Annotated in this window: 21 protein-coding genes; 8 read left to right on the top strand and 13 right to left on the bottom strand. The window is 63.9% G+C overall.

Annotated elements, in window-relative coordinates:
- Positions 1-99: 99 nt before the first annotated feature.
- From IB279_RS23750 to IB279_RS23775, 6 genes are all read left to right on the top strand, one after another.
- Positions 100-1,644: an ABC transporter substrate-binding protein gene (locus tag IB279_RS23750; RefSeq protein WP_112983440.1), complete on the top strand. Its 1,545-nt coding sequence runs from the start codon at positions 100-102 to the stop codon at positions 1,642-1,644.
- A 219-nt stretch (positions 1,645-1,863) separates the two neighbouring features.
- Complete coding sequence (locus IB279_RS23755; protein ID WP_089043728.1) at positions 1,864-2,829, top strand: ABC transporter permease; 966 nt, start codon at positions 1,864-1,866, stop codon at positions 2,827-2,829.
- Positions 2,826-3,677, top strand: a complete 852-nt coding sequence (locus IB279_RS23760; protein WP_060521747.1) for an ABC transporter permease — start codon at positions 2,826-2,828, stop codon at positions 3,675-3,677. Before IB279_RS23755 ends, IB279_RS23760 begins: the two co-directional genes overlap by 4 nt.
- Positions 3,674-4,486 (top strand): ABC transporter ATP-binding protein, encoded by an 813-nt coding sequence (locus tag IB279_RS23765; RefSeq protein ID WP_060530262.1) that lies wholly within the window; start codon positions 3,674-3,676, stop codon positions 4,484-4,486. Before IB279_RS23760 ends, IB279_RS23765 begins: the two co-directional genes overlap by 4 nt.
- Positions 4,480-5,226, top strand: a complete 747-nt coding sequence (locus IB279_RS23770) for an ABC transporter ATP-binding protein (RefSeq protein ID WP_112983443.1) — start codon at positions 4,480-4,482, stop codon at positions 5,224-5,226. Before IB279_RS23765 ends, IB279_RS23770 begins: the two co-directional genes overlap by 7 nt.
- Before the next feature lie 192 nt (positions 5,227-5,418).
- On the top strand, positions 5,419-6,126 hold the full coding sequence (locus IB279_RS23775; RefSeq protein ID WP_112974730.1) for an OmpW family protein: 708 nt from the start codon (positions 5,419-5,421) through the stop codon (positions 6,124-6,126).
- 62 nt (positions 6,127-6,188) lie between these two features.
- Here the strand turns inward: IB279_RS23775 and IB279_RS23780 are convergent, their stop codons facing one another.
- The 11 genes from IB279_RS23780 to IB279_RS23830 form a co-directional block, all read right to left on the bottom strand.
- The gene (locus IB279_RS23780; RefSeq protein ID WP_034799235.1) at positions 6,189-6,608 is read right to left on the bottom strand and encodes a CBS domain-containing protein; all 420 of its coding nucleotides are present in this window, start codon (positions 6,606-6,608) and stop codon (positions 6,189-6,191) included.
- Between the two features lie 83 nt (positions 6,609-6,691).
- The gene (locus tag IB279_RS23785) at positions 6,692-8,857 is read right to left on the bottom strand and encodes a glycoside hydrolase (RefSeq protein WP_192339880.1); all 2,166 of its coding nucleotides are present in this window, start codon (positions 8,855-8,857) and stop codon (positions 6,692-6,694) included.
- On the bottom strand, positions 8,857-9,855 hold the full coding sequence (locus IB279_RS23790; RefSeq protein ID WP_060521752.1) for a glycosyltransferase: 999 nt from the start codon (positions 9,853-9,855) through the stop codon (positions 8,857-8,859). The genes IB279_RS23785 and IB279_RS23790 overlap by 1 nt, the downstream gene beginning before the upstream one ends.
- A gap of 77 nt (positions 9,856-9,932) precedes the next feature.
- The gene (locus tag IB279_RS23795; RefSeq protein WP_034799228.1) at positions 9,933-10,295 is read right to left on the bottom strand and encodes a VanZ family protein; all 363 of its coding nucleotides are present in this window, start codon (positions 10,293-10,295) and stop codon (positions 9,933-9,935) included.
- A 173-nt stretch (positions 10,296-10,468) separates the two neighbouring features.
- Positions 10,469-11,569: a glycosyltransferase family 4 protein gene (locus tag IB279_RS23800; protein ID WP_244496965.1), complete on the bottom strand. Its 1,101-nt coding sequence runs from the start codon at positions 11,567-11,569 to the stop codon at positions 10,469-10,471.
- Between the two features lie 344 nt (positions 11,570-11,913).
- Positions 11,914-13,158 (bottom strand): glycosyltransferase family 4 protein, encoded by a 1,245-nt coding sequence (locus tag IB279_RS23805; protein WP_192339860.1) that lies wholly within the window; start codon positions 13,156-13,158, stop codon positions 11,914-11,916.
- An 8-nt stretch (positions 13,159-13,166) separates the two neighbouring features.
- Positions 13,167-13,937: a polysaccharide deacetylase family protein gene (locus IB279_RS23810; RefSeq protein ID WP_060586123.1), complete on the bottom strand. Its 771-nt coding sequence runs from the start codon at positions 13,935-13,937 to the stop codon at positions 13,167-13,169.
- On the bottom strand, positions 13,930-15,261 hold the full coding sequence (locus tag IB279_RS23815) for an O-antigen ligase (RefSeq protein WP_034799223.1): 1,332 nt from the start codon (positions 15,259-15,261) through the stop codon (positions 13,930-13,932). The genes IB279_RS23810 and IB279_RS23815 overlap by 8 nt, the downstream gene beginning before the upstream one ends.
- A 13-nt stretch (positions 15,262-15,274) precedes the next feature.
- Positions 15,275-16,915, bottom strand: coding sequence for a GumC family protein (locus IB279_RS23820; protein WP_060530256.1), 1,641 nt, complete (start codon positions 16,913-16,915; stop codon positions 15,275-15,277).
- A 127-nt stretch (positions 16,916-17,042) separates the two neighbouring features.
- Positions 17,043-18,140: a GNAT family N-acetyltransferase gene (locus tag IB279_RS23825; protein ID WP_234852712.1), complete on the bottom strand. Its 1,098-nt coding sequence runs from the start codon at positions 18,138-18,140 to the stop codon at positions 17,043-17,045.
- Positions 18,141-18,180: 40 nt separating this feature from the next.
- The gene (locus IB279_RS23830; protein ID WP_127889926.1) at positions 18,181-19,500 is read right to left on the bottom strand and encodes a lipopolysaccharide biosynthesis protein; all 1,320 of its coding nucleotides are present in this window, start codon (positions 19,498-19,500) and stop codon (positions 18,181-18,183) included.
- Positions 19,501-19,783: 283 nt separating this feature from the next.
- On the opposite strand from IB279_RS23830, the gene IB279_RS23835 reads away from it, so the two are divergent.
- Both IB279_RS23835 and IB279_RS23840 read left to right on the top strand, forming a co-directional pair.
- Complete coding sequence (locus IB279_RS23835; protein ID WP_127890003.1) at positions 19,784-20,449, top strand: HemK/PrmC family methyltransferase; 666 nt, start codon at positions 19,784-19,786, stop codon at positions 20,447-20,449.
- Positions 20,446-21,558, top strand: coding sequence for a hypothetical protein (locus IB279_RS23840; protein ID WP_127889925.1), 1,113 nt, complete (start codon positions 20,446-20,448; stop codon positions 21,556-21,558). Before IB279_RS23835 ends, IB279_RS23840 begins: the two co-directional genes overlap by 4 nt.
- A gap of 25 nt (positions 21,559-21,583) precedes the next feature.
- Here the strand turns inward: IB279_RS23840 and nadE are convergent, their stop codons facing one another.
- Positions 21,584-22,594, bottom strand: coding sequence for an NAD(+) synthase (nadE, locus tag IB279_RS23845; RefSeq protein ID WP_034799213.1), 1,011 nt, complete (start codon positions 22,592-22,594; stop codon positions 21,584-21,586).
- Positions 22,591-24,141, bottom strand: a complete 1,551-nt coding sequence (locus tag IB279_RS23850; RefSeq protein WP_192339862.1) for a class I adenylate-forming enzyme family protein — start codon at positions 24,139-24,141, stop codon at positions 22,591-22,593. Before IB279_RS23850 ends, nadE begins: the two co-directional genes overlap by 4 nt.
- Positions 24,142-24,146: the final 5 nt, after the last annotated feature.

The raw sequence follows: 24,146 nt of genomic DNA on the forward strand, positions 1-24,146 counted from the left end.
AATTACTAGGGAATAAGTATGATGCACGGCAATCGTCCGATGGCTAGAATTCGGGCGGCGGTGCGATCCGCACAATAGGCATAAGCAGGAGTTTGGGACATGACTGGCACTATCATCGGCTTTGGCAAGACCGCGGGACAAACCCGCCGGGCGCGCGGCGCAACCTTGGCAGCTACCACGCTGGCGCTGGTTCTTTCGTCGAGCACGGCCGTTTTTGCCGAGGACGCGAAATTCGATCCCAACGCCTCGATCACCATCGGCTCGCTCTATGAGCCGCAGAACCTCGACAACACCGCCGGCGCCGGCCAGGGTATCAACGAAGCTTTCAACGGCAATGTCTATGAAGCGCTGTTCACGCTGACCGATGCCGGCGACGTTCAGCCGGGTCTCGTGGCCGAGCAGAGCGTCAGCGACGATGGCCTCACCTACACTTTCAAGCTTCGCCCCGGCGTCACCTTCCACTCCGGCGATCCGCTTACGGCGACAGACGTCAAGTACAGCATCGAACGCGTGACGGCAGAGCAATCCAAGAGCTCGCGCAAGAAGAGCCTTGCAACCATCAGCGCCATCGAGGCGCCCGATGACCAGACGGTGGTCGTCAAGCTGTCTGCCCGCTCGATCTCGCTGCCCTACAATCTGAGCTATGTCTGGATCGTCAACGATGCGGCCAAGGACCTGAACGCCAGCGAAGATGGCACGGGCCCCTACCGCCTCGACGAATGGCGCCGCGGCTCGTCGCTGGCCCTGATCCGCAACGACAAATACTGGGGCACCGCGCCGACCAATGGCGAAGTCGTCTTCCAGTACTTCACCGACGCGACCGCGCTCAACAATGCGCTCCTGACCGGCGCCGTCGACATCATCACCAGCGTCCAGAGCCCGGACTCGATCGCCCAGTTCAAGGACAATCCTGACTTCACCGTCACCGCCGGCCAGTCGACGACCAAGGAACTGCTCGCCTTCAACGACCGCGTCGCCCCCTTCGACAACGTCAAGGTCCGCAAAGCGATCGCCCGCGCCATCGACGACAAGAAGCTGCTGACGTCGATCTGGGGCGAATACGGCACGCTGATCGGCTCCTTCGTTCCGCCGACGGACCCCTGGTACGTGGACCTCACCGCCGTCGATGCCTATGACGTCGAGAGCGCCAAGGCGCTGCTGAAGGAAGCGGGCTTTGCCGATGGCTTCACCTTCAAGCTCGACACGCCGAACTACGACCCTCATCCGATCGTCGCCCAGTTCATCCAGAGCGAACTCGCCAAGGTCAACATCAAGGTCGAGATCAACGTGATCACCGCCAACGAGTGGTACACGAAGGTCTACAAAGCGCATGACTTCCAGGCGACTTTGCAGGAGCACGTCAATCACCGCGACATCGTCTTCTACGGCAATCCGGACTTCTACTGGGGCTACAACAATCCCAAAGTCGTCGACCTGATCAAAGCGTCGGAGGCAGCGGCCAACACCGACGAGCAGACCGCCAATCTCAAGGAAGCCAACACGATCATCGCCGAGGATGCCGCCAGCAACTGGCTCTACCTCTACCCGCAGATCGTCGTCTCGAGCTCGGCCGTCACCGGTTATCCCGTGAACGGCCTGAACTCGCAGTTCTTCGCCTTCGGCATCAAGAAGAGCGAGCAGTAAGCGGCATGGCCATCCGGCGCGCATCCGCGCCGGATGCGTAAACGACAGCCCCTGGATCCGTTCCGGGGGCTGATTGCGTTTCGCGCCAATTCGTCCGAGCACCTCTCAGGCCTTCCACAGGCACTCCCAAAGACGAGAGACGCTCTAGCCTCCCTCTTCTTTTTGGTGCAAAAGCCAGCTCTCTGATCACGGATCCCGTGAGAAGAAAGGAATGCAGCCATTCTCACCTATCTCGTCCGCCGCTTTGCCATTCTGCTTCTGTCCCTGCTGATCGCAGCGGTGGTGCTGTTCGTGCTGTTGCGCCTGTTGCCCGGCGACCCCGCCAATGCGCTTCTCTCCGTCGGCGCCGATGCCGTGCAGATCGAGAAGGCGCGCGAACAGGTCGGCTCGAACCTGCCGCTCTGGCAGCAGTTCCTGCGCTTTGCCGGCAGCCTCGCCCGCTTCGATCTCGGCACGTCCTTCGTCAGCGGCAAGCCGGTGATCGAGGAGATCGCCGCGCGGCTGACGGTCACAGTGCCGTTGGCGCTGATGGGTTTCGTGCTCTCCATCCTGATCGCCGTTCCGCTCGGCATCCTCTCAGCGGTCAAGGCCGATCGCTGGTATGGCGGACTGATCTCGACAGTTTCGCAGCTCGGCATCGCCATCCCCGTCTTCTGGGTCGGCATTCTGCTGGTCACGCTGTTCGCCGTCACCTTCCGGCTGTTCCCTTCGGGCGGCTTTCCCCGCCGCGGCTGGCAGAATGAGGGGCAGGTGCTCTATGCGCTCGCCCTGCCCGTCATGACGATCGGCCTCGTCATGGGCGCGTCACTGCTGCGCTATGTGCGCTCGGCGACGCAGGACGTTCTCGGTAGCGATTACTTGCGAACGGCGCGCGCCCTCGGCGCCAGCTTCCCCGAAGCGCTCATTCGCCACGGCATCCGCAATGGCGCCGTGCCGATCGTTTCCATCCTCGGCATCGAGCTTGCGACGACCTTGCTCGGCGCGGTCGTCGTCGAGCGCGTCTTCGCGCTGCCAGGCCTTGGCTCGATGCTGCTGCTGGCGATCGAGCAGCGCGACTATCCGAACGTTCAGGGCGTGCTGTTCATCTCCACCCTGCTGGTGCTGCTGATCGGCTTTGCCGCCGACCTCACCCAACGGCTGATCGATCCACGCCTGCGCGAACGGGCCGTCGGAGGCAACGCATGACCTCGATAGGTACATCCGTTTCTGCGCCGAAGCGCCGGCGCTCGCTGGCGCTTACCGTCGGTCTTGCGCTCGTCGGCCTCAACGTCGCCGTTGCGGTACTGACGCTCTTCTGGACGCCCTATGATCCATTGAACGCCTCAGGCGGACGACTGGAAGCGCCGTCGCTTTTGCACTGGCTCGGCACTGACCGCTTGGGCCGCGACCTGCTTACCCAGCTGATGATCGGCGCCCGCACAGCGCTGCTGGTCGGCACGGGTGCGGTTGTGATCGGGGCTGCGATCGGCGTCAGCCTCGGCGTTCTCGCAGCCTTCGCCACGCGCCTTGCCGACGACGTGATGGCCGCGACGCTCGATATCCTGATCGCCTTTCCGACCCTGCTGCTTGCCATGCTCGTGGTGGCGGCAAGCGACAGCGCCAGTCTCTGGTCGGCGATCCTGGCACTCGGGCTTGCCATCTCGGCGATCGTCGCGCGGCTGACCCGCATCCTTGCCAAGCGGGTGCTGCGGCAGGATTACATCGTCGCCTCGCGCACATCGGGAACCTCCTGGGCCGGTGTCGTCTTCCGCCATGTGCTTCCCAACATCTGGCCGACGCTCTCGGTCAACTTCGCCCTGCAGTTCGGCCTGGCCGTTATCGCCGAGGCGTCGCTCTCCTATCTCGGGCTCGGTGCGCCGCCGCCGAACGCCTCCTGGGGACGGCTGCTGCAGGAAGCGCAAGGGACCGTCTATACGGCGCCGATCGGCGCGATCGCGCCGGGCATCGCCCTCGTTGCACTCGTCATCGGCATGAACCTCCTAGCCGACGGCCTGCGCGATATCGCCGATCCGACACGGGGGAGATCGCGATGACGCCGCTTCTCGACATCAAGGGTCTCGACATCCGCGCCGGCGACAAGCCGCTGGTCTCTGACCTTTCCCTCTCAATCCGGCCCGGCGAACGCATCGGCCTGATCGGTGAGTCCGGTTCCGGCAAATCGATGACGGCAATGGCAGCGACCGGCCTGCTGCCGCCGTCGATCACTGTCGCCGGCTCGATCACGCTCGACGGGCAACAGGTGGTCGGCGCCACAGATCGGGTGATGAACCGGCTGCGCGGCGTGGCCGCAGCGGTCGTCTTCCAAGAGCCGCTGACCGCGCTCGATCCGCTGATGAAGATTGGCCGACAGATCGCCGAGCCCGTTCGCCGGCGTCTGGAACGGGACGGCGGCAAGGCAACGAAGGAGGCGGTCCAACGCGAAGTCCGCGACCTCATCGACAAGGTGGCGTTGCCGCAGCCCGACCGCATCATCAATTCCTACCCACACGAAGTGTCCGGCGGCCAGCGCCAGCGCGTCGCCATCGCCATGGCGCTCGCCTGCCGCCCGAAGCTCCTGATTGCCGACGAGCCGACGACCGCGCTCGACGTCACGACGCAGGCGGAGATCCTGAAGCTGCTGGACCAGCTGGTGCGCGAGACCGGCATGGCGCTTCTGTTCATCAGCCACGACCTGCCCGTGGTTGCCCAGGTGGTGGAGCGCGTCCTCGTGCTGAAGAACGGTATCGCTGTCGAGGAGGGACTGGTCGGCTCGGTCTTCGGCAAGCCGCAGCACGACTATACCAGGACGCTGGTCGAGGCCGCCCGTCTCTTCGACGAGGCGCTGGGAGCAACCGGATCATGATGCTCGATCTTCAAAACGTCAGCTTCGGCTATTCCCGCCAGCAGACCACCCTCGACAACGTCTCGATATCGGTGCGACCGGGAGTGAGCGTCGGTCTCGTCGGCGAATCCGGATCGGGCAAGACGACGCTGCTGCGACTGATGCTCGGGCTCATTCGCCCGACGAGCGGTAGCATTCGCTTCGGCGAGGAGATCCTCGACACCGGCAGCAGCGCCTTCATGCAGCGCTATCGTCGTGCCGTGCAGCCGGTTTTCCAGGACCCCTATTCCTCTCTCGACCCGCGCCAGCGAGTGATCGACATTATCGGCGAGCCGCTGCGGTCGCTGCGGATCCCGGGTGACCGGACGCAGGCGGTCACCGCGGCGCTCGAAGCGGTCGGGCTTCCTGCCGATGCACTCCACCGCTACCCGCACGAGTTTTCCGGCGGCCAGCGCCAGCGCATCGCCATTGCCCGCGCCATCGTCGCGCGACCGCAGATCGTACTCGCCGACGAGGCGGTCAGCGCGCTCGACCTTTCCACCCGCATCCGCATCGTCGAGCTGTTCAAGACACTCGCTGAGAAGCTGACTCTGGTTTTCGTCTCGCACGATCTCGGCGTCGTCGCGGCCCTCTGCGAGGAGATGGTCATTCTGGAGCGCGGCAAGGTGGTCGAAAGCGGCAAGACCCGCGACATTTTGGCCGCCCCGAAGCACCCATACACACAGCGTCTTCTTGCCAGCATTCCGCGCATGCCCGCCTGACAGGGGATTGGCGCGGATATCGCATCTTCAGCCGAATCCACCTTTATCCCTAAGGGCTTGGTGATTCGCGCGCGCATTGATCCAAGACAACCGCTGAGACGCCCTGTTGGGCATAGTGCCGTCGGCCGCAGAATCCCTGCCGCTAACGCCCTGACCGGCGATGTTCAACTTCTTCTGGGGGTCCGGAAAATCATGCCTACTCGCGCCATTCTGCCATCTGCCGTCCTTTTCGCCGCGCTTGCGGCGCCGCTCGCGCTCGCGACGGCGGCAGATCTCTCCGAGCCGGGCGCGGTCGCGGCACCGGAAATGCCTCTCGCAAGCGAGCCAGGCCCGTGGATGATCCGCGGCCGCGCACTGGCTGTCCTGCCTGACGACAAGGGCACGCTCTATCTCAACGGCAGCGCGCTCGACGGCGAAAAGGTCGGCGTCAGCAATTCCGTGGTGCCGGAACTCGACATCACCTATTTCTTCACCGACAACATCGCCGCCGAACTGATCCTCGGCACGACGCCACACACGGCACGCGGCAGCGGCTCGATCGCCGGCCTCGGCGAGATCGGCAAGGCCTGGCTGCTGCCACCGACGCTCACGCTACAGTACCACTTCAACGTCACCGACGAGATCAAGCCCTATGTCGGCGCCGGCGTGAACTACACGATGTTCTACAACGAGAAGCCCCGCGGCGATTTCTCCAGCTTCAACCTGAAGAACACCTTTGGCGTGGCGCTGCAGGCGGGCGTCGATATCAAGCTCGACGACCACTGGGGCCTGAACTTCGACGTGAAGAAGCTGTTCCTGGAACCGGAGGTCAACGCCACCCTGCCCGGCGCCGGTGCTGTCAGCGGCAAGGTCAAGCTCGATCCGTGGCTGATCGGCACCGGTATCGGCTACCGGTTCTGATGACCCAAACGAAACGGCTTGCGGCGCCCTCTTAAAGGCGCCGCACCCTGTAGAGCCCGACCTTAGACGTGGTGAGCCGTGACGGCTCTGGCGAGTTCGCCCGACAATTGCTGGCTGCCCGCATGGGAGACGTCCCCCAGCGACAGCATACCGACCATGCGCTTGTCCTGGTCGATCACCGGCAGACGCCGCACCTGCTTGGCCTCCATCAGATGAACGGCATGTTCGATCGTCTCGTCCGTGCGGCAATAGACGATATCCCTCGTCATCACGTCCCGCGCCGTCATCGACGCCGGGTCCCGCCCGTTGGCAAAGGCGCGCAAGGCAATGTCGCGGTCCGTGACCATGCCGATCAGGCGGTCGTTTTCGCCGACCGGCAGCGCACCGATGTCCTCGTCGCGCATGATACGCGCGATTGTCTTCAGATCGGTTTCGGGAGAGATCCAGCGAGCGCCGGGATGCATGGCTTCCGATATTCTCATCTCAACCTCCTGTACGTGAAAGGGGCGGAGCATAGACTGACATCGTGGCCATTCATTGATCCAGCGATGTGCCGCGCCACTCCTTACCGCAATTCGAGGAGGAAATAGGTGGTTGGGCCGAAGGGCCCATTGTTGGAGAGCCGGAAGGCGACGTCGCCCGTGCCTTGCGCCACCGGCGCATGCACCTTGCCGTCGAGGCCCACGGGCGAAACGCTCCAGTTCTTTGCGGTTCGCGCCAACGTCAGATCGACATAGCCTTCACGCAGCCGAACCGGCAGCCGCCCAAAGTCCTCGATCACCTTCTCCTCGGTGTCGCGAAACGCCATGCCGGTGTTTTGTGCATCGGTCGCAAAGATCAGCAGTAGGTGCCGGCCCCTTGCGAGCCCTCCATCCGCATCGAGCGCCGAGAGCGCAACGAGCCCATTGCCATCGGCCCGCTCGACCCTGAGCAGGCCGAGATCGATCGGCTCTCGCAGCGTCGAGAAGGCGGCTGCCTCCGTTTTGTCGGTGACGACGCGCAATTGTCCGGCAAAGCGATTCAACAGGATCTCGCCGGTGCTGCTCTGGTAAATGCCGGTATCGATGCTGGTACCGTTTTCATCAGAAAGCGCGCCGCTTTGGCGCAGGCTGCCGAGTATCCCTTCGCTGTCTTGCTGGCGCGGTTGCTTCACCGCAGGCACATCGCCGAGCCGGTTCACGTCTTCAAGTCCGATCCGCCCGACCAACGCCAGGTCCGTCAGGCGTTCCGGTTCGCGGGCCTGCATGTCGTCGGAAAGATCCTCCTCGCCACGTACCGCAAACGGGACGGTGACGGCTGAGGTCGCCACGTCGCCGCGCCGGTAGAGAAGCGCCGACAGCGTCTCGCCGGCGCGCGCGACGGGATCGAGCGCGATGGCATAAGGCAGCATCGCCTTCTTGTGCGGGAACGGCCCGCCATAGGAAAGAACGATCGGGCCATGGCCATGTCGGCAAAGCGCGTCCCAGCCTTGCAGCGCCGCATAGGCCGGCATCGCCAGCCCGGCCTCGTAGCGGTAGCGGTTCCAGAACAGATGATCATATTCGCTGACGAGGAACGGCCGGTCGAGCCAGCGCGTTGCCGCGATCATGCGGATATAATTAACACCGTCGGCGATCGAGCTGACCTGCGTCGTCTTGCTTCCCGGGGCGTAGCCGCTGACCCAGTCGTGATATGTATTCATGGTTACGGCTTCGAGGCCGCGGCGGCTGAGCGACGCCTGCACCGTCGGCCAGTTGTTGTAGTTGCTGATCAAGCCGCGGTAGCCGAGCCTGCGGAGCACCTCGCTCATGCGCGCGGTCGTGGCCTCTTCCGTCTCGGTGAAGAAGGCCTGCAGGTCGCGCAGCCGCGGAGCAGGGATGTAGCGGTCCGCCGGCAGCGCCACGGATCTCGCCTCGATCGTCTCGTCCGGGCGGAGGTCAGGCCACGCCTTGGCAAGCGCCTCGGTCGATCCGTAGCGTTTGGCGAGCCACACGTTGAACGGCTTGGCAAGCTGCGGATCATAGGGCGGCTTGCCCGGCCGATCGTGCACGACGGTGTCGAACTCCATGCCGTTCTCGTTGGCGAGAATGACGACCGCGAGCGCATCGTCGCGGATTGGCGCCACGCCCGTGTAGGGGTTCACGCGCCCGAGGATCGTCTCCTGCATGCGCTTCCAGTGGTCGGACGCCCGCTCGTCGACAAACAGCTCGAGCTTGAGGTTTCCGCCATCGTCCCAGCGATCGTCAAAACCGCCATAAACGCCGCGCAGCGACGACAGGCCATCCATCATCCAGTAGATGCCGTTCTTCTTCAGCACCGCCAGCAGGTAGTGGATACGGTCGAGCGTCTCGGGGTCGAAATCGAAATCCCGGTCCCGGCCGAACATCAGGCTGCCATCAACGAAATGCAGCCGGGCGAGATTGTAGCCGCGCATCGCCAGCTGCCGGGCGTAGCGGTCAGCCGTTTCGTGATCCGGAAACCCGCCGGAGGCTGGGCTCCAGGCAAGTGATGCGCAGAGCATGCGCTCCGGCTTGTCCGGCGACTTCGCGAAGGCAAGCCGCCCGCCGGCACCGGCGACCAGGCGGTGATCCGCATCGATCGTGCCGTTCGGCAGGAAAGACGAAAAATCGAGAGGGCTGCCAGCCTCGAACTCGAGGGAAATTTCCCGCACGGCAAGCCACTGGTCCGATGCCTGCGCCGGCGAGCAGACAGCAGCAAGCGCTGCCGCGGCTGCCAGCAATGGCCGCCGCATCATGCCGGGGCCCCGAGCAGCTTGCTTTCGATCGGCGCGTCAGGCTTTCGGCGCGCCCGGACGAAGCCGACCGGCAGCGCCGCTGCATGGAAGAACCAGGCGACGACGGTATAAAGCCCCATGCTGAAACCGCCTTTGCGCAGGCTCATCAGTCCCACCACGCCGGCAAGGATCGCAAGAACGATGCCGAGCGCAAGGAGTTTGTCGGGCACGAAGAGCAGGATCGCAAGCGACGCCGCCCACCAGAGATAGACCAGCGCCCAAAGCTTGAGCTCCGGCAGCTCTCTGATGAGCTGGAGGAAATAGGGCTGGCCGAGCGAGGCGCGCAGCAGTTCTCCGATGCCGAACAGATACTTGCTCTTCCAGCGGCGTACGAGCAGGCGATAGGAATTGTCGGTGTGGCCGAAATGCTGGACGAAGCGTCGGTCGAGGCGATGCAGCTTAAAGCCGGCACTTCTGAGCCGGATGCCGAGGTCGAACTCCTCATAACCGTGCAGATTACGGTCCGAGAGGTAACCGACCGCCTCGATCGCCGCCCGGCGATAGAGGCCGCCGCCATTCATGCGGTCGATCGCGCCGATCCGGTTTTCTGGTGAATTGCGTGTGACCCGGCGGGAGAATTCGAGGTTTGAGGTCAGCATCTCCTGGACATGGCCGGTGACACCAGCCACATCGGGGTCGTCGGCGAGGAACGCTTCCGCCACTTCGAGAAAATCGTCGTCCAGCAACATGTCGCCGTCGAGCAGGCAGATATGCGCGTGGCGCGAGTATTGGAAGCCGAGTTGCGGGCCGATGCCGCAGCTCGGAAGTGCCGGCGGGCTGATCTGTGCGATCACGACCGGATAGCGCGAGGCGATCTCCACGGTCCTGTCCCTGGAGCCGCTGTCGGCGACGATGACCTCGCCGCCAACGGTTTCGAGCGCCTTCAGCGCGCTTTCAATGGTCGCGGCGATGCGCTTTTCTTCGTTCAGCGTCTTGATGATGACGGATACTGCCACGCGATCCCCCAGTCTCGACGGAGCGCAGACCTGCTCCGGTTGCCGCCGATCTTAGCGGCGATATTTTGCGTTTTGGTTTACCGCCCCAGCAGTCGCAGCAGCGGCAAGCGAAAGCGATGAAGGAACCAGCCGCCAAAGACGCCGCAGGCGCCGCCAAGAAGCTTGACCATCACATCCGTCACGCGTGCGTGGCGATCGGCCGAAACCATCTGCAGCAGCTCGAAGCCGATGGCCGTCGCAAAGACCAGAACCAGCACGAGCCCCAGCCGCCTCGGATAGGCGATCGCGAAAAGCAGGCCCAGCAGGCCGAAGGCACCGAACCGTTCGAGATGGACCAGGTGCCCGATGCGGGGCCGCAGGTCGAGCGGCGACATCGTCGAATAGGCGATCACGGCAAAGAGGATCCATGCGAAGAGGCTGGCGGCGCGTTTGATAGTCATTGTCGGCTTGTCTTCCAGGAGGCGTGCGAGGCACGGCAATCATCGAACGATCGGCGACGGCGCCTGCGCGTTCATCGCGTTGCGGGGGCGCGGCCGCATTTTTGAGGAGAGCGGTGCGCGGTGAACGCACGGGGCAAGCTCCGGCCGGCGACACGGTGGACGCGAACGTCCGGCTATTTCGCCAGCAACGCGCTATACACCGCCGCGGTCCTTTGTGCCACATTTGTCCAGCTATAGGCGGCTTCCGCGTGCGCCGCACGCTCGCGCACCTCCTCGTCGCTGAGCGGGGCTGCGAGTTTTTCCACGATACCGGACGCCAACGCGTCGATGTCGCCCAACGGGAAATACTCGTCGGGCGCCAGTTCCATCTCCTGATTGGCGACGATATCGCTTGCGAGGACCGGCAGCCCGTAGGCCATCGCCTCAAGCAGCGCAATCGGCATGCCTTCGTGGCTGGACGGCAGAACGAAAAGGGCGGCATTGTCGAAGAGTTCCGCCAGTCTGTCGCCTGTCTGAAAACCTGTGAGCACGACGCCGGGCACGTCGCACGCAAGCGCCCTCACCTCCTTGACGTAGGGCGTTTCGAATTCAGCGCCGCCGGCAATAACGAGCTTCATATCGGCCAAGTCGCACTTGGCAAAAGCGCGGATGAGATCAAGCTGTCGCTTTTCCGGAACCAGCCGGGCAGCGAGCAGGATATAGCGCCGCCGTTCCAGGCCGAACTCCGCGAGAATGCCGGCCTCGCCGGTCGGCGGAGTGACCTGGACGCCGTTCGGGACCAGCGTCATGGAGACATGGTGCCGGGCATGCATCGTCTCGGCGATGTCCTTCGAGATCGCCACGCGTCCGTTCGAGAACCGCATGCCGAGGCGCTCTCCGAGCTTCAGCGTGCGCCTGGCGAAACCGCCCCATTTCTGCCGGTCATAGTCGTAGCCATGGTGGGTCACCACGACCTTGAGCCCAAGCATGCGCGCAAGCGGCGTCATCAGCGCGGGGCCGATGGCATGAATGTGCAGGACATCCGGGCGCCGCCAGGCGGCGAGCCAGACACCGAGGAAGGTATGTACAATGGCTTCCAACGCCATCCGGCGCGGTGCCCAGAGAGGGACGACGTCGACGCCGTTCCAGGCGTAGGCGTTGCGATCCTCCAGATAGCGACGACGTCCGACCACCTCGACGTCCCAGCCGTATCCGAGCAGCTTGCTCGCCAGCATTTCGACGTGTTTCTCGACGCCGCCCTGAACGTTGGGGATGCCGCGCAAGCCCAGCATCATCACGCGTTTGCGCTCGCCGCGCGCGGCCAGCGCGCCGCTCTGAACGGGGTGGCCATGCTGCCGGCCTGCGAGCGCGGCGCTATGCCGAGGCAACCGGCCGGCTCCGTCCGACAGTCCGGTCTGCACCATCTCCTGCGCAATCACCGGCTGTTGCTGGCGATGACTTCGCGAAACATCAGGCTTTCTGCTCATGTGTCGCCTCGAAGGTTGCCCGTTCCGTTTACTAGGGCGATATACTTAATCATCGCCAAGATATTTCATTCACCCCTTATATAAATGACCGAAAACCATAGGGCGAGCCCAGGTTACTACAAATTGTATCGTAACGTTAATGCCGGACGAGATCAGACCGCTCCCAGCCTGGAGTAGAGGTCGACCGTTCTTTCACGATAGGCGGCCGCGGAGAACTCACTGGCGATCCAGTGTCGGCCCGAAGCACCCATCGCAGCGCGTTCGGCAACTGGCAGACCGGCCATCGTCGAGAGCACGCGGGCGAGATCATCGGCGTCGCCCGAAATCGCGGTCATGCCCGTCTCACCCTCGCGGATCATTTCAGGAATGCCGCCGATCGAGGCGCCGATTACCGGTCGCCCCAAAGCATAGGCTTCAAGCACGCTGATCGGCGCGTTCTCGTACCATTCGGAAGGCAGAACCAGCGCCCGGGATTCTCCGATCAGACGATGCAGGGACTGGCCTGAGAGATAGCCGGCAAAGGTCACGTCGGCGCCGGTTTGCGCAACCAACTGGCGCAGCATCGCTTCCTCGGGGCCGGTTCCGGCGATCACCAGCCGTTGGCCTGATGTGGCCGCCGCGCGGATCAGCGTCGCCAACCCCTTCTCCGAGGCCAGGCGTCCGGCAAAGATGAAATAGTCGCCCTCGACCCAGTCGGCCGAATAGACGTCGACATCGACGAAGTTCGGGATATGGACCATCTGTTCGCGCGGCCAGCCCCACTCGACCAGCTTCTCGACATAGAATTTGCTCGGCACGACGATGCGGTCCACCTTGTTGCGGTAGAGACCGAGCGCACGGTGGACCACGGTTTCAGCGAGCACGACCGCGCTCAGCGTCGTCTCCCCCTTGATGCAGCGATGACGCAAGACGTTGTAAATATGCCCGCCGCGACAGTCCTCGCAGACGGCACCGTCACGCAGCATCTTGTAGGAGGGACATGCGAGCTTCAGATCGTGGGCGGTCATGACGACCGGAATGCCGGCCGCCTTCAGCGTCGAGAAGATCGCGGGCGAAAGATGATGGTAGACGTTGTGCGCATGGGCGACGGAGGGCCGAGCGCGCTCGATCAGCCGGCTGACGTTCTTCTGCGCTTCGCGCGAGTAGATGACGCTCGCCGCCTGCACCACCTTACGCAGGAGGTTGGTACGCCGACCATACTCGATCTCGGAGACGAAATACTCGGACCATGGAGAGGCTTCGTTATCCTCGTGCTGCATGGCGAAGGGCACCACGTCCCAGCCGATGTCCGAGAACATCTTCATGTGGTCGAAAAAGACCGCCTCCGCGCCGCCACGGCGATAGAAGTAATTGTTGATGGCGAGCAGCCTGTTGCCGCCGTTTCCCTGCCGCGACATGCGTCCTCCTACCAGCCGAGCCTGTCGAGCGCCTGCTCGACCGGCAACACGACACAGCCCTTCTCAACCGCGTAGCGAACCAGGTTCTCGAAGGTCTCGGGCGTGCAGCCATAGGGCGTCGGGCGCGGGGCGATGTCGTGGGTGAAAAACACGAGCCAGCCAGGCCGATCGACGACATCTTCGATCCAGCCCGTGAGCGCCTGCGCGTCCGTCTCCGGCTGCCGGATCTCGACGGCCTTCAGCATCAGCGGATCGACGGCCGTGCGGTTGATGCCCTCGCCGGCCGCGCGGCAGGTGCGGTAGCGGCGCGCCAACTCCCGGCGCGCCGGCGGCCAGGCGGCGTTGTAGGGAAAGGCAAAGTTGGTCGCGGCCGGGCCGACGCCGCTTTGCCTGAGATAGGCGGCATTGCGGTCGAGATCCCGGGCAAGCCCACTTCCGCCCAAACGCCTGATCTTGCTATGGGAATAGGTGTGGCAGCCGACCTCGTGACCCCGGTGGGCGAGATCCGCGCAGCCCTCGGGCGAGATCAGGGTGCGATCCGTTTCGACGCGCCCCGCAAGCCCCCCGGCGATGTAGAACGTGCCGCGCACGCCGTGACGTTCGAGAATAGCGGCGCCATTGTGAAGTGCTGTGTCCGGCACGTCGTCGAAGGTGAAGGACACGAGCGGCGCGTCGGTTATGACGTCACGGGGTTTCGACGCGAGACGCCAGATCAGCCGGTTGGCGACGCGGTCGACAAGGCCGTCGACCCTCGACAGAGCCTGTGAAAAACTAGGCATGCGCCACCATCCTTTGTGCAAGCGGGCGTGGTTCGGTTGCAAGCGCTGCCGAGGACTGCAGGCGCAAACCGCAAATCGCGAAAAGCAAGGTAAACCACAGCACATTCGGACCATCGAAGAAGAAGGCCTCAAGGCTGGCGCTGTAGATCGAATAGAGCCAGATCCGCAGGAACAGCCGCGTGAGGTCGCTGTGCTGCCGGGCCGGCGGAATGCGCGAGATATGATAGAGCGGGAGCACCACAAGCCAAAGCAGCGTGAGGATCAACCCCGGAATGCCGATGACGAGAAGCGTCTCGAGATACGAATTGTGCGCATGGGCCGCACGAACCGCCCAGGTCTCGATGCCACCGCCGCTGAACACCACTTCCTCGGTCTGCCAGAAGGCCTTGAAGCCTCGCCCGATAAACGGCTGTTCGGCGATCACCGAAAAGGCGAAGCGCCAGACATCGGCCCGGTTCGTGAAGGTCGCGTCGATGCCGAGCGACGAGACGAATTCGCCGAGCGGTCGGAAGACGGCCGACCCGACGGCGAAAAGGTTGAACAGGGCCACGCCGCCGATCGCGATCGGGATGCGCAGCAAGCGCACATGTTCGAAGAGCCACGCCAGAAGCAGAATGCCCGGCAACATCGCCGTCGAGGTCTTTCCTCCCGTATGGATGAGGAAGAAGAAGGCCAGACTAACGATGGTCAGGCCGACAAGCTTCGACCACCGGCGCAGGACGTACAGGCCGAGAAACGAGGCAAGCACCATGGCGACCGCCGCTTCGTTCTTGTGACGGAAATGGCCGCGCCACAGCCCTGCATGCATCGGCTCCAGCACTTCGTTGGCCTGGTGAATGGACAGAAGCGGTTTGAACAGGACGCCGTAATAGGCAACCGCGAGCATGACGAGCGTCGAGACCGCCAGCATCTTGGCGAAGTGCCGCTCGTTGGCCGGCAGCAGCAGATAGACGTTGGCGTTGACCGCAACCATCGTCGTCAGGATGATCGCCTTGATGCCGTTGGCCGGATGAGCGGAGACCAGGCAGGCAAAGAGCACCCACAAAAGCAGGATCGCAAGCAGCACCCGCGGCTGCATAAGCCCACGCCGCATCGGATGCAGCACACCGTAGCAGGAGGCGCCCGCAAACAGCAGCAGTGCCACGATCTGGTTCAGCCGGCTGGAATTGTCGCCGCCCGGTTCCAGCAGACTTTCCTTGGTCAGGTCGACGAAGGAATGAAAGGGGATCCAGTAGTAGATGGAAATGGCCAGGAACAGGAAGGTCCCGACGCGGACCCTCAAGGTTTCTGCAGAATTGGCCGGGCTGCCGCTGAGATCGGGCACGATGGCCGCCCTCTCACGGCGCCAGGGGCTGCGGACGACGGATGTATCTCCACAGACCGAGGGCAAGCGCGAGGGATATGCCGAGAATAGTCCCCAGGAAACCGCCGCCGGCGACCAGAACCACGGTGCGCGGCGGCCAGCTGCGCGCATTCGGCGGCAAGGCGCGCGAGATCACGCGAACATTAGTCGTGTCGATCTGCTGGCGTTCGGTGATCTGCTGGGCGCGCGCCAGGTGGGTCTCATAGATGGCAGCCTTGGCGCGCGCGTCCCTTTCGAGGTCTCGCAGCTGCACCTGGGCTTCGTTGTCGGAGAACACGTTCGACTTCTCGTCGCTCGCCTTGGCGCGCAAGGCCGAAAAGGCCTGCTGCTCCCGGTCCATGTCCGCCTTGGCGCGATCGAGGATGCGGCGCGCCTCGTCGGCCATGGCCGATTCCAGGTTCGCACGCTCCGAGCGCGCATTGACGAGGCGGGGATGGCGCTCCCCATAGGTGCGCTGCATGGAGGCGATCTGCTGCTGCAGCACGTTATACTGCTCTCGCAGGTTCGTCATGTTGACGGATTCAAACTCGGATGCACTTGCGGTCCGCCCCTGTGTTATCGCGTCGTTCATCTGCCGGTAGCGGGTATCGGCCTGGATGAAGCGCTGTTGGGCGTCGAGAACCTGGGTGTTGAGTTCGTTCGAAAGCTGATTGCTCACGAGCTGACCGTCATTGGTCGACTGCAGCCCGTTCTTGCGGCGGAAATCCTCGACCGCGCGTTCGGATTCGGTGACGTTGTGGCGCAACTCGTCGAGCCGGGCGTTGAGGCTCTGCGCGACGCGACCGGCGCTCTCGGCGGCGGACTGAAACAGCTCCTGCTCGAAAGCCGCGACGATCGCATCCGACAGCGTCACCGCTTTCGCAGGCTCTTCGCTCCAGACCTTCATCACCACCACGAAGGACCGCTCTTCGCGCCGGGCTTCCACCCGCTCCGACAAGGCCCGCATGGCAGCAAGCTCGTTTCCGGCCTGCTGCTCCGCCTTCGTCGAGAAGAGGTTCTTCAGCGAACTGAAGGCCGAGGGCTTCACGAATTCCGGGTCCTCGGTGAGGCGCATCTGGGTGATCACCCGCGACAGCACATTGCGCGACGTCAGGATACGCAGCTTGCTTTCCACTTCCAGCAACTGCGCATCGCGCTGCGGATTGGTGGTGAAGACGTCATCGCTGACGACATTGAGGTTGGACGGATCGACGACGATATCGGTGTAGACCGTATAGCGGGGCGTCGCCGTCATCGCATAGGCGAGCGCGGCCCCCACGCACAGGACGAGCGCCAGCACGATCCAGATGAGCCCGTCGCGCAACCAGCCGATGATATCGTCGACGCCGATCCGGCTGAGGCCGCTCAACCCGGGAAAATAGCTGTCGCGACGCGCGCCGGCCGCACTGGACACGGGCGGTACCAAGTCAGCCGGATGGGGCGAGGCTTTCGGAACATCTCTGGATTGATGCTGGACTTCGGCAGGCCGGTCTGTTGCCGAACCGTCAGCGCCAGACTTCGCTTCGTGAAGGTCTGACGAGAGCAGATCGAGCAGCGAGCCTCTTTCGACCGGTGCACGCTGCTCGCGTGCCGGTTGGCTGGCCCCCTGTTTTCCGGCCTCGTCCGGCCTATACATAAGCATCCCTCACGCACGCCCATCAAGACGCGAAGATCGTGACCCCGCGAGCCGCCTTCTAGCGCAGAATTAAGGTTGTACGGTGAATATTCCGTTAAACGGCAGGATTGCCGCTTAACCCGTCGCTTCAGAAGTCGGTCAACAACCGGCTCCAGCTCTCCGATGCCAGACCGCCCACATAGATATCGTTGCGCTGGGCCGCGTCTTTCAGATCCGCATGCCGCGTCACCATGCAGAAATAGCCGCGATGGTGGAAGGACAGCCATCTCTGGCGCGAGATCGCATTCATGAGGAACGGCTGCGAGCTGCCGACGGCGAGCGCGTAACCCTCGGCGTCAAGCGCATGGAACATCTGTGCGGTGACGGCGAACTCACGGCCGGCCTCGCAGACGACGTTGAGCACCGTTGCCCGCTCGCCGGCCTTGCCGAAGTAGAGATAAGCGCCGATGACGCGCCCGCTTTCATCCCGGACCTCGCGGCAGAGAAGCTCGCCGAGCGGCGTGTTCAGTCGCGCGACCGTTACCAGCCAGTCGAATTCGCTGCGCGACCAGACCGGCCTGACGGAAAATCGCTGCAGCATGGGTTCTGCGAGATCGACGAAGGCAGCGGGATCAATGGCGTGCGTCGAGCAGCCGGCAACGGGATCGGGCTTTGTGCGCGGGCGGCGGCGGCGCAAAAGCCGGTCCGCAAGCGCAAGGGGCTCGGAGAGCATCGGGGATCTGAGCAGGCGCACTTGCCTGCCAACCGTCAGCCCCCAGGCTCTGAACGGCCGGAAGGAGCGGCGCCAGTCGAGGCTCTGGATCGGCAGCACGACGCCACCGCCAGCGACCCAGTGATCGGCGCTGACCGGAGACGAGTTGTCGGAAAAACACATGTCTTGCCGTGTCGCCCGCATGGCGCGCGCCAGGCAGGCGGCGCCGACCGCACCGGCCTTGCCCTCGGACATGAAGGCGCAGAGAAGTTTCGCCACCGTTCGGCGGCCGTTGACCGTGAACTCCATGGGAATCGCTAGAATGGCGCTGCCGATGCCGCCGGTCCCGTCGTCGTAGACGATGCTGCCGTGTTCCGGCGCATAAAGCGGGCTGCCGAAGAAGATGGTCTCGACATAGTTCTGAAGCTCCGCGCTCGCCTCTTGCTCCCGCTTGCGAAAGATCCGGGTGAACATGCTGCTGACGGCTGGGATATCCCGGGGTTCCATGGCGCGCACGTTGCCCATCCGGGGCATTTCCCGTCCGGACGCCCGTGCGGCCTGGATCTTCCCGAGCTCAACCTCCATGCACCACCCCCGTCGACAGGGAGGCCGCGCCGGCCTGTTCCCGATCGCGCCGCACGAAGCGCAGGAAGACCGCCCATGAGACGATCACCATCGCGGTCTCGATCACGTAGAAGGAAATGAACGTGCCTGTCGGCGGTGCGTACCAGGTCGCCCAGGCGGTGAGTGCCGCACCAAGCACGCTGCCAAGGCCCATGACCGAAGCGCGCGCCGGATGGTGGCCGGACGCACCAAGGGCCTCCATCGCCACCGACCACATGGCGAGCGGCACCACGACCCAGCACAGGATGCGAACGAAGGAAACGAGGGAGACGTAGTCCTTGCCGAAGAGATAGGGCAGCACCGGCGCCAGCACGAAAACGGCGACGGCTGCGGCAATGCTGATCGAGGTGGCCGCGAACAGCACTTTGCGCACGCGCTCGAAGGCGTGGTGAAGGCCGGCTGCCGTTGCCTTTGCCGAACCCGGATAGATCAGGCGGTTCAAGGCCTCAACCGACAGATAGCTGCTCTCCAGCATGCGCCGCGCGACGCTGTAGCTGGACATGACCTCGGCGCTCGCCACGAGGCTCAGGACCAGAAGGTCGGCGTTCTGCCGGACCGCGCGCAGGATGAACGGGATGCTGAAATAGAGACCGAGCGGCAGCTCTTCCCGCACGATGCCATAGGTCGGGCGTCCCAACCCCTTGACCGCTCGCCAGCAGCCGAAGGCCACGATTACATGGCATACGAACTGCCACACAGCCCAGGAGGCCACCGTCGCGACCCCGAAGGCGATGCAGGCGAGCGCTGCAGCTATGGTGCGCGCCAGGGCGAAACCGACGACCACCTTGTTGGCCGAGGCAAAATTCGAATGCGCAAGAAAGATCTGCTCCGCCAGCACGATGACCCGCACGAAGATGATGTTGGTCACGAGCATCAAGGTGATCACCGCGACATTGGCCGCGGGATCGGGCGAAAGCGTGAAGAAGAACGGCAACACCGCTGCGCCGAGCAACACCAGCAACACGCCACTGATCGAGGTCAGAATGATGTTGTGGCCGAGCATCTGCGGGTACATGCCCCGGTCGCGCGCGACGCGGCGCACCAGGCACTCCATCGAGCCGAGACCACAAAGGTGAACCGCGATGTTGGCAACGGCCGTGATTGCGACGAAGACACTGAATTCATGCACGCCGAGAAAGCGCGCGAGGATCGCAAAGGTCAGAAGCTGCGCAGCCGAGCCAATGACAAGGCTGCCGCCGGATGCAGCATAGGATATGATCATCGAGAGGAACGGTTTGTGCGCGCGTTCCTTCACACCTTCCGAAGCCATTCCGATCTGCCCTTGATCTCAACCCGTCATTGTTACGCGCAAGATGCGTTCAATGACAGCGAGCACCCGCCTCTGATCACGCGCACGGTAACAGGCAGAAATGATTGCGCGGTTAACGTGCTCGCGGCAATTGTATTTCAGCTTCCGTTTACTCAATTGCACTAGGCTGCGGTCCGCACGTCTACAGAGTTTTCCAGCGACATGAGGAGTGGCCGTGGCGCAAAACGACAGCAATCAGACCGACCGACCGACCGAAGACCGGGCCGCAACACTGCACCGCTTCATGGGTGTCGAACTGGAACTTGCGCCCGACGTCCTGGTTCCACGGGAAGAAACAGAGCTTCTTGGAAAAAGAGCCGTATCGATCCTTGAAGGCGGGCCCCTCGACGTCACCATCATCGACATGTGCTGCGGTTCCGGCAACCTCGCCGTTGGTATCGCCAGCGAGATCCCGTCGGCGCGTGTCTGGGGCGCTGACCTGACGGACAGCACCGTGGCGCTTGCCCGCCGTAACGTCGATCGGCTCGGCCTCGGCTCGCGCGTCTTTGTCCGGCAGGGCGATCTTTTTGCGGCGCTCGACAGCGACGATCTCCAGGGCAAGATCGACATGGTGGTCTGCAATCCACCCTATATCTCGACCGGCCGGCTGGAGGGGGACCGCGCGCATCTGCTCGACAACGAGCCGCGCGAGGCATTCGACGGAGGCCCCTACGGCATTTCCATACACCAGCGCCTGATCCGGGACGCCCTTGCCTTCCTGAAACCGGGAGGCTGGCTGTTGTTCGAGTTCGGCGAGGGCCAGGAGCGGCAGGCGGCTGCACTTCTCTCACGGGCGAAAGCCTATGCACCGGTCACCTTCGCATCCGACCGTGACGGCAAGCCGCGCGTCGTAATCGTCCAGAAAATCGCCGGCCCGGTAGAGGCCGGCGCCGGAGAGCAGGCCCGATGAGCGAAATCCGTTCGCTAGACCACGCGGACGTTCCAGCGGTCGCCGGAATGTTCCAGCGGGTGTTCCGTGACGAGCGGACCGCTTCGCCAGCACTTGCCGACTATATGCGGCAACTCTATCTCGACGGGCCAGGCTGCGATCCGGAAATCAGACCTCTCGTGCATGTGAACGACGAGGGTCGGATTACCGGCTTCGTCGGCGTCAATGCGCTGCCGATGACACTGAACGGCCGGCACTTGCGCGCCGCGATCTGCGGATCGCTGATGGCGGAAGACCGGGAAAGCGACCCCTTGGCCGGAGCGCGCCTCATGAAGGCCTTCCTCGCCGGTCCGCAGGATCTATCCTTCAGTGAGACAGCAAGCGAAGTCTCTGTGCAGATGTGGACGCGGCTTCGCGGCGTGGTCCTGCCGCAATACAGCCTCGACTGGGTGCGCGTCATCCGTCCGGCGACCTTTAGCCTGAGCGTCGCCTCGAACCGCATCAAGCCCGCCCGGCTCGCCGCCCCCTTCGCGCGCGCACTCGACAGGTTCTATCGCAAGCGCATGGGCCAGGGCGAGCAGCGCTGGTCCGCCCTGCCCGAGGCGGGGGCGGCACCGGCCGGCTTCACCGCGACCGAGACGGACCGCAGCGGCTTTGCCGCCGTCGTCGACCAGTTCACCGCGCCGTTTCCGCTTCGCCCCGAATGGAGCGACGGCCAGCTCGATCACGTCCTTGCCGATGCCGAAAAGAAGCCCGAGCAGGGCGAACTCGCCTACGCGCTGGTGACGGCGCGCACGGGCGCCGTGGTCGGTGCATTCGCCTACTACGTCAAAGCCGGTGAAATCGGTCGGGTACTGCAGATCCTGGCGCGGCCAGGGCAGGCCGGGCCGGTCATTGACTGCCTGGTCGACGAGGCGTCGAGACGTGGCCTTGCGGGTTTGCGCGGGCGCACACAACCGGCGCTGATGGAAGCCATGCTCGGCCGACGCATCGCCTTCGTGCACGTCGCCTCGACCGTTGTGCATTCGCGCGACCAGACCATCGTCGAAGTCTGCCGCGACGGACAGGGCTTCTTCAACGGCATTTCCGGCGAATACTGGAGCCGGCTGATCGGCGGCAGCTTCGATTGACGATGGCCGGCGGTGCGGCCAGGCCTCAATAGCCGGCAATTTCCTCCACGGGCTGCACCAGTTGCGGCCCGAGATGCAGGTAGCGCGTCGCCTTGCGCTTGGCGGCGATATCCGCCCAGACCCTTTCGACCTGGACCACGGTCAAGCCGGCCGCCTTGGCGACGGCCTCGATCTCGATCCCGTGATTGAGGCCATAAAGGCAGAGGTCCATGCGGTCGTAAGGCAGGGAGAAATAGAACTCCTCCTGCGTCTGTTCCAGAGAATAGGTGTCGGTCGTCGGCGGGCGACGGCAAACTTCCGCGGGAACGCCGAGATGGGCGGCAAGCGCATAGACCTGCGACTTATAGAGATGGGCGATCGGCTTTACGTCGGCGGCGCCGTCGCCGTTCTTGACGAAGAATCCCTGGTCGTATTCCAGCCGGTTGGGCGTGCCGAGTACGGCAAAGTTCAACCGGTCGGCATGATAGTACTCGACCTGCTTGCGAGTGCGTTGCTTCATGTTGGTGGCCGCAACGACGCCGAGATAGACCGAGGGCGGCATGCGATGTTTCGATTGCACGCCTTCCGGGCTCTGAACGACCAGCGAGGAGATGTTGTAGCCTTCTCCCTCAAGCGCGTTGGCGATGACGACCTTCGAGGCCCACCCGTCGCCATAGTCCGGAACCAGTTCCCGGATGAAGGCGTCGCGGCGCTCGTAGCAGCCCATGGCCTTGAGGATCGGCCCGATGTCTTCGACGATCGCCTCGACGCCGAAGGTTTCAGCGACCAGCCGGCCGAAGCGCAGGCTTTCCGGATCGGAATCGTTTTCCGGCATGAACAGGCAGAAGACGTTCTTGGCGCCGACCGCGCGCACCGCAAGCGCCACGGAAACGCTGGAGTCGATGCCGCCCGAAAGCCCGAGCACCAGACCGCGCTTCTTCATGGAGCGCAACTGTCCGCGCAAGGCGGAAACGATGCGATCGGTCTCGGCCGCGTGGTCGATCGTCAGGGTTTCGGCCGAAAACGGGCCATTGCCCCCGGTTGTTCTGATGTTCATTGTGCAGGCTCCATCGTCTCGGCGGCAAGTCGGCGGCTGACCTTGCCGGTATCCGTCTTCGGCAGTTCGGTGCGGAATTCGATGATCTTCGGCACCATGAAATCTTCGAGGTGGCGGGTGCAGTGGCGGATGATGTCCTTGTCGGTCAAGTCAGGATCCGTGCGCACCACAAGGGCAGCGATCGCGTGGCCGAGAACCGGATCCGGCATGCCGATGACGACGGCCTCGGCAATGCCGGGATGGGCATGGAGCACGGTCTCGACTTCCTTGGGCGCGACCTTCTCGCCGCGGGTCTTGATGATATCGTCCTTGCGGCCGACGAAATAGAGAAAGCCCTCTTCGTCCGTCTGGAAAAGGTCGCCCGTATAGAGCACCTTCTCCCAAGGGTTCGGCCCGGGCCGCAGCATGCGCTCGGTCGCCACGTCGTTGCGCCAGTAGCCCTGCATTACATGCGGCCCGCGGACGACGAGTTCGCCGGGAACGCCCGGCGGCACGCGGCGGCCCTCGTCGTCGACGACGAAGGCTTCCGTGTTGGGGATGGCAATGCCGACGGAGCCCGGCCGGCGATCCAGTTCCTCCGGCGGCAGGTAGGTGCAGCGCTTGCACTCTGTCAGCCCGTACATCGAATAGAGCCGTGCGCCCGGGAAAAGCTCGCGCAGGCGGGCGATATGCGGCGGCGGCAGGGCGGCGGCGGTGTTGGAGAGGTAGCGCAGGCTCGGCAGGAAACCCGGCTCCAGGTCGCGCATCTGCAGGATCATCGCCGCCATCGTCGGCACCAGCGGGAAGCCGGTGACGCCCTCCTCGCGAATACGCTCGAAGATCGCATGCGGGAACGCGAAGGACTTTTCGAGCACCAGCGTCGCCCCGAGCCTGATCGCCATCAGCAACTGGTAGAGCCCATAGTCGAAGGCGAGCGGCAGCACGTTGAGGATGATATCGTCGTGCTCGTTGCGCAGATAGGTGGTGATCGATTCCGACGCCGCATCGATGTTGCGGTGGGTCATCATCACGCCCTTCGGGCGGCCGGTCGACCCCGATGTGTAGATGAGCATCGCCAGATCGACGTCAATGCCGCCATGCGGCACCGGCGTCGCCTCCGCCGACAGGCAGCCCTCGAAGGGCACCGCTCCGGCAGGCGACTGGCCATTGGGCGCCGCGGTCGATGCGACGAAGATATCCGCCTTGCCGCTGCTCTGCGCCCGGGCGTCCGCCACCACCGGCATCAACTTGGCCTGCGTCAGGATCGCAGCCGCCTCGCAGTCGTCGATGATGTAGGCGAGCTTGTCCGCCTTGGTCGAGGCGTTGATCGGACTGAAGGTCGCGCCCGCCTTCAGGATCGCAAAGATCGAAACGGCCGCCTCCCAGCAATTGTCCATGAACACGAGGACGCGGTCGTTGCGCTTGACGCCTGCCTTTGCCAGCGCGGCCGCCAGCCGGCTCGACAGATCGTCGAACTCGCCGTAGCTGAGGCGCTTGTGATCGGTGACCAGCGCCGTCTTGGCCGCATGCCTTGCCGCATTGCCGATGAGAAACTGCTCGAACCGCATGTAAC

This window comes from Ensifer sp. ENS06, assembly GCF_014852205.1.
Taxonomy (GTDB): Bacteria; Pseudomonadota; Alphaproteobacteria; order Rhizobiales; family Rhizobiaceae; genus Ensifer; species Ensifer adhaerens.

Bases quoted from the DNA above. Each gene is read 5' to 3' on its own strand.
- IB279_RS23750 (WP_112983440.1), top strand. From the start codon at position 100: ATGACTGGCACTATCATCGGCTTTGGCAAGACCGCGGGACAAACCCGC.
- IB279_RS23760 (WP_060521747.1), top strand. From the start codon at position 2,826: ATGACCTCGATAGGTACATCCGTTTCTGCGCCGAAGCGCCGGCGCTCG.
- IB279_RS23765 (WP_060530262.1), top strand. From the start codon at position 3,674: ATGACGCCGCTTCTCGACATCAAGGGTCTCGACATCCGCGCCGGCGAC.
- IB279_RS23775 (WP_112974730.1), top strand. From the start codon at position 5,419: ATGCCTACTCGCGCCATTCTGCCATCTGCCGTCCTTTTCGCCGCGCTT.
- IB279_RS23780 (WP_034799235.1), bottom strand. From the start codon at position 6,608: ATGAGAATATCGGAAGCCATGCATCCCGGCGCTCGCTGGATCTCTCCC.
- IB279_RS23785 (WP_192339880.1), bottom strand. From the start codon at position 8,857: ATGCGGCGGCCATTGCTGGCAGCCGCGGCAGCGCTTGCTGCTGTCTGC.
- IB279_RS23795 (WP_034799228.1), bottom strand. From the start codon at position 10,295: ATGACTATCAAACGCGCCGCCAGCCTCTTCGCATGGATCCTCTTTGCC.
- IB279_RS23800 (WP_244496965.1), bottom strand. From the start codon at position 11,569: ATGATGCTGGGCTTGCGCGGCATCCCCAACGTTCAGGGCGGCGTCGAG.
- IB279_RS23805 (WP_192339860.1), bottom strand. From the start codon at position 13,158: ATGTCGCGGCAGGGAAACGGCGGCAACAGGCTGCTCGCCATCAACAAT.
- IB279_RS23810 (WP_060586123.1), bottom strand. From the start codon at position 13,937: ATGCCTAGTTTTTCACAGGCTCTGTCGAGGGTCGACGGCCTTGTCGAC.
- IB279_RS23820 (WP_060530256.1), bottom strand. From the start codon at position 16,915: ATGTATAGGCCGGACGAGGCCGGAAAACAGGGGGCCAGCCAACCGGCA.
- IB279_RS23825 (WP_234852712.1), bottom strand. From the start codon at position 18,140: ATGCCCCGGATGGGCAACGTGCGCGCCATGGAACCCCGGGATATCCCA.
- IB279_RS23830 (WP_127889926.1), bottom strand. From the start codon at position 19,500: ATGGCTTCGGAAGGTGTGAAGGAACGCGCGCACAAACCGTTCCTCTCG.
- IB279_RS23835 (WP_127890003.1), top strand. From the start codon at position 19,784: ATGGGTGTCGAACTGGAACTTGCGCCCGACGTCCTGGTTCCACGGGAA.
- IB279_RS23840 (WP_127889925.1), top strand. From the start codon at position 20,446: ATGAGCGAAATCCGTTCGCTAGACCACGCGGACGTTCCAGCGGTCGCC.
- nadE (WP_034799213.1), bottom strand. From the start codon at position 22,594: ATGAACATCAGAACAACCGGGGGCAATGGCCCGTTTTCGGCCGAAACC.
- IB279_RS23850 (WP_192339862.1), bottom strand. From the start codon at position 24,141: ATGCGGTTCGAGCAGTTTCTCATCGGCAATGCGGCAAGGCATGCGGCC.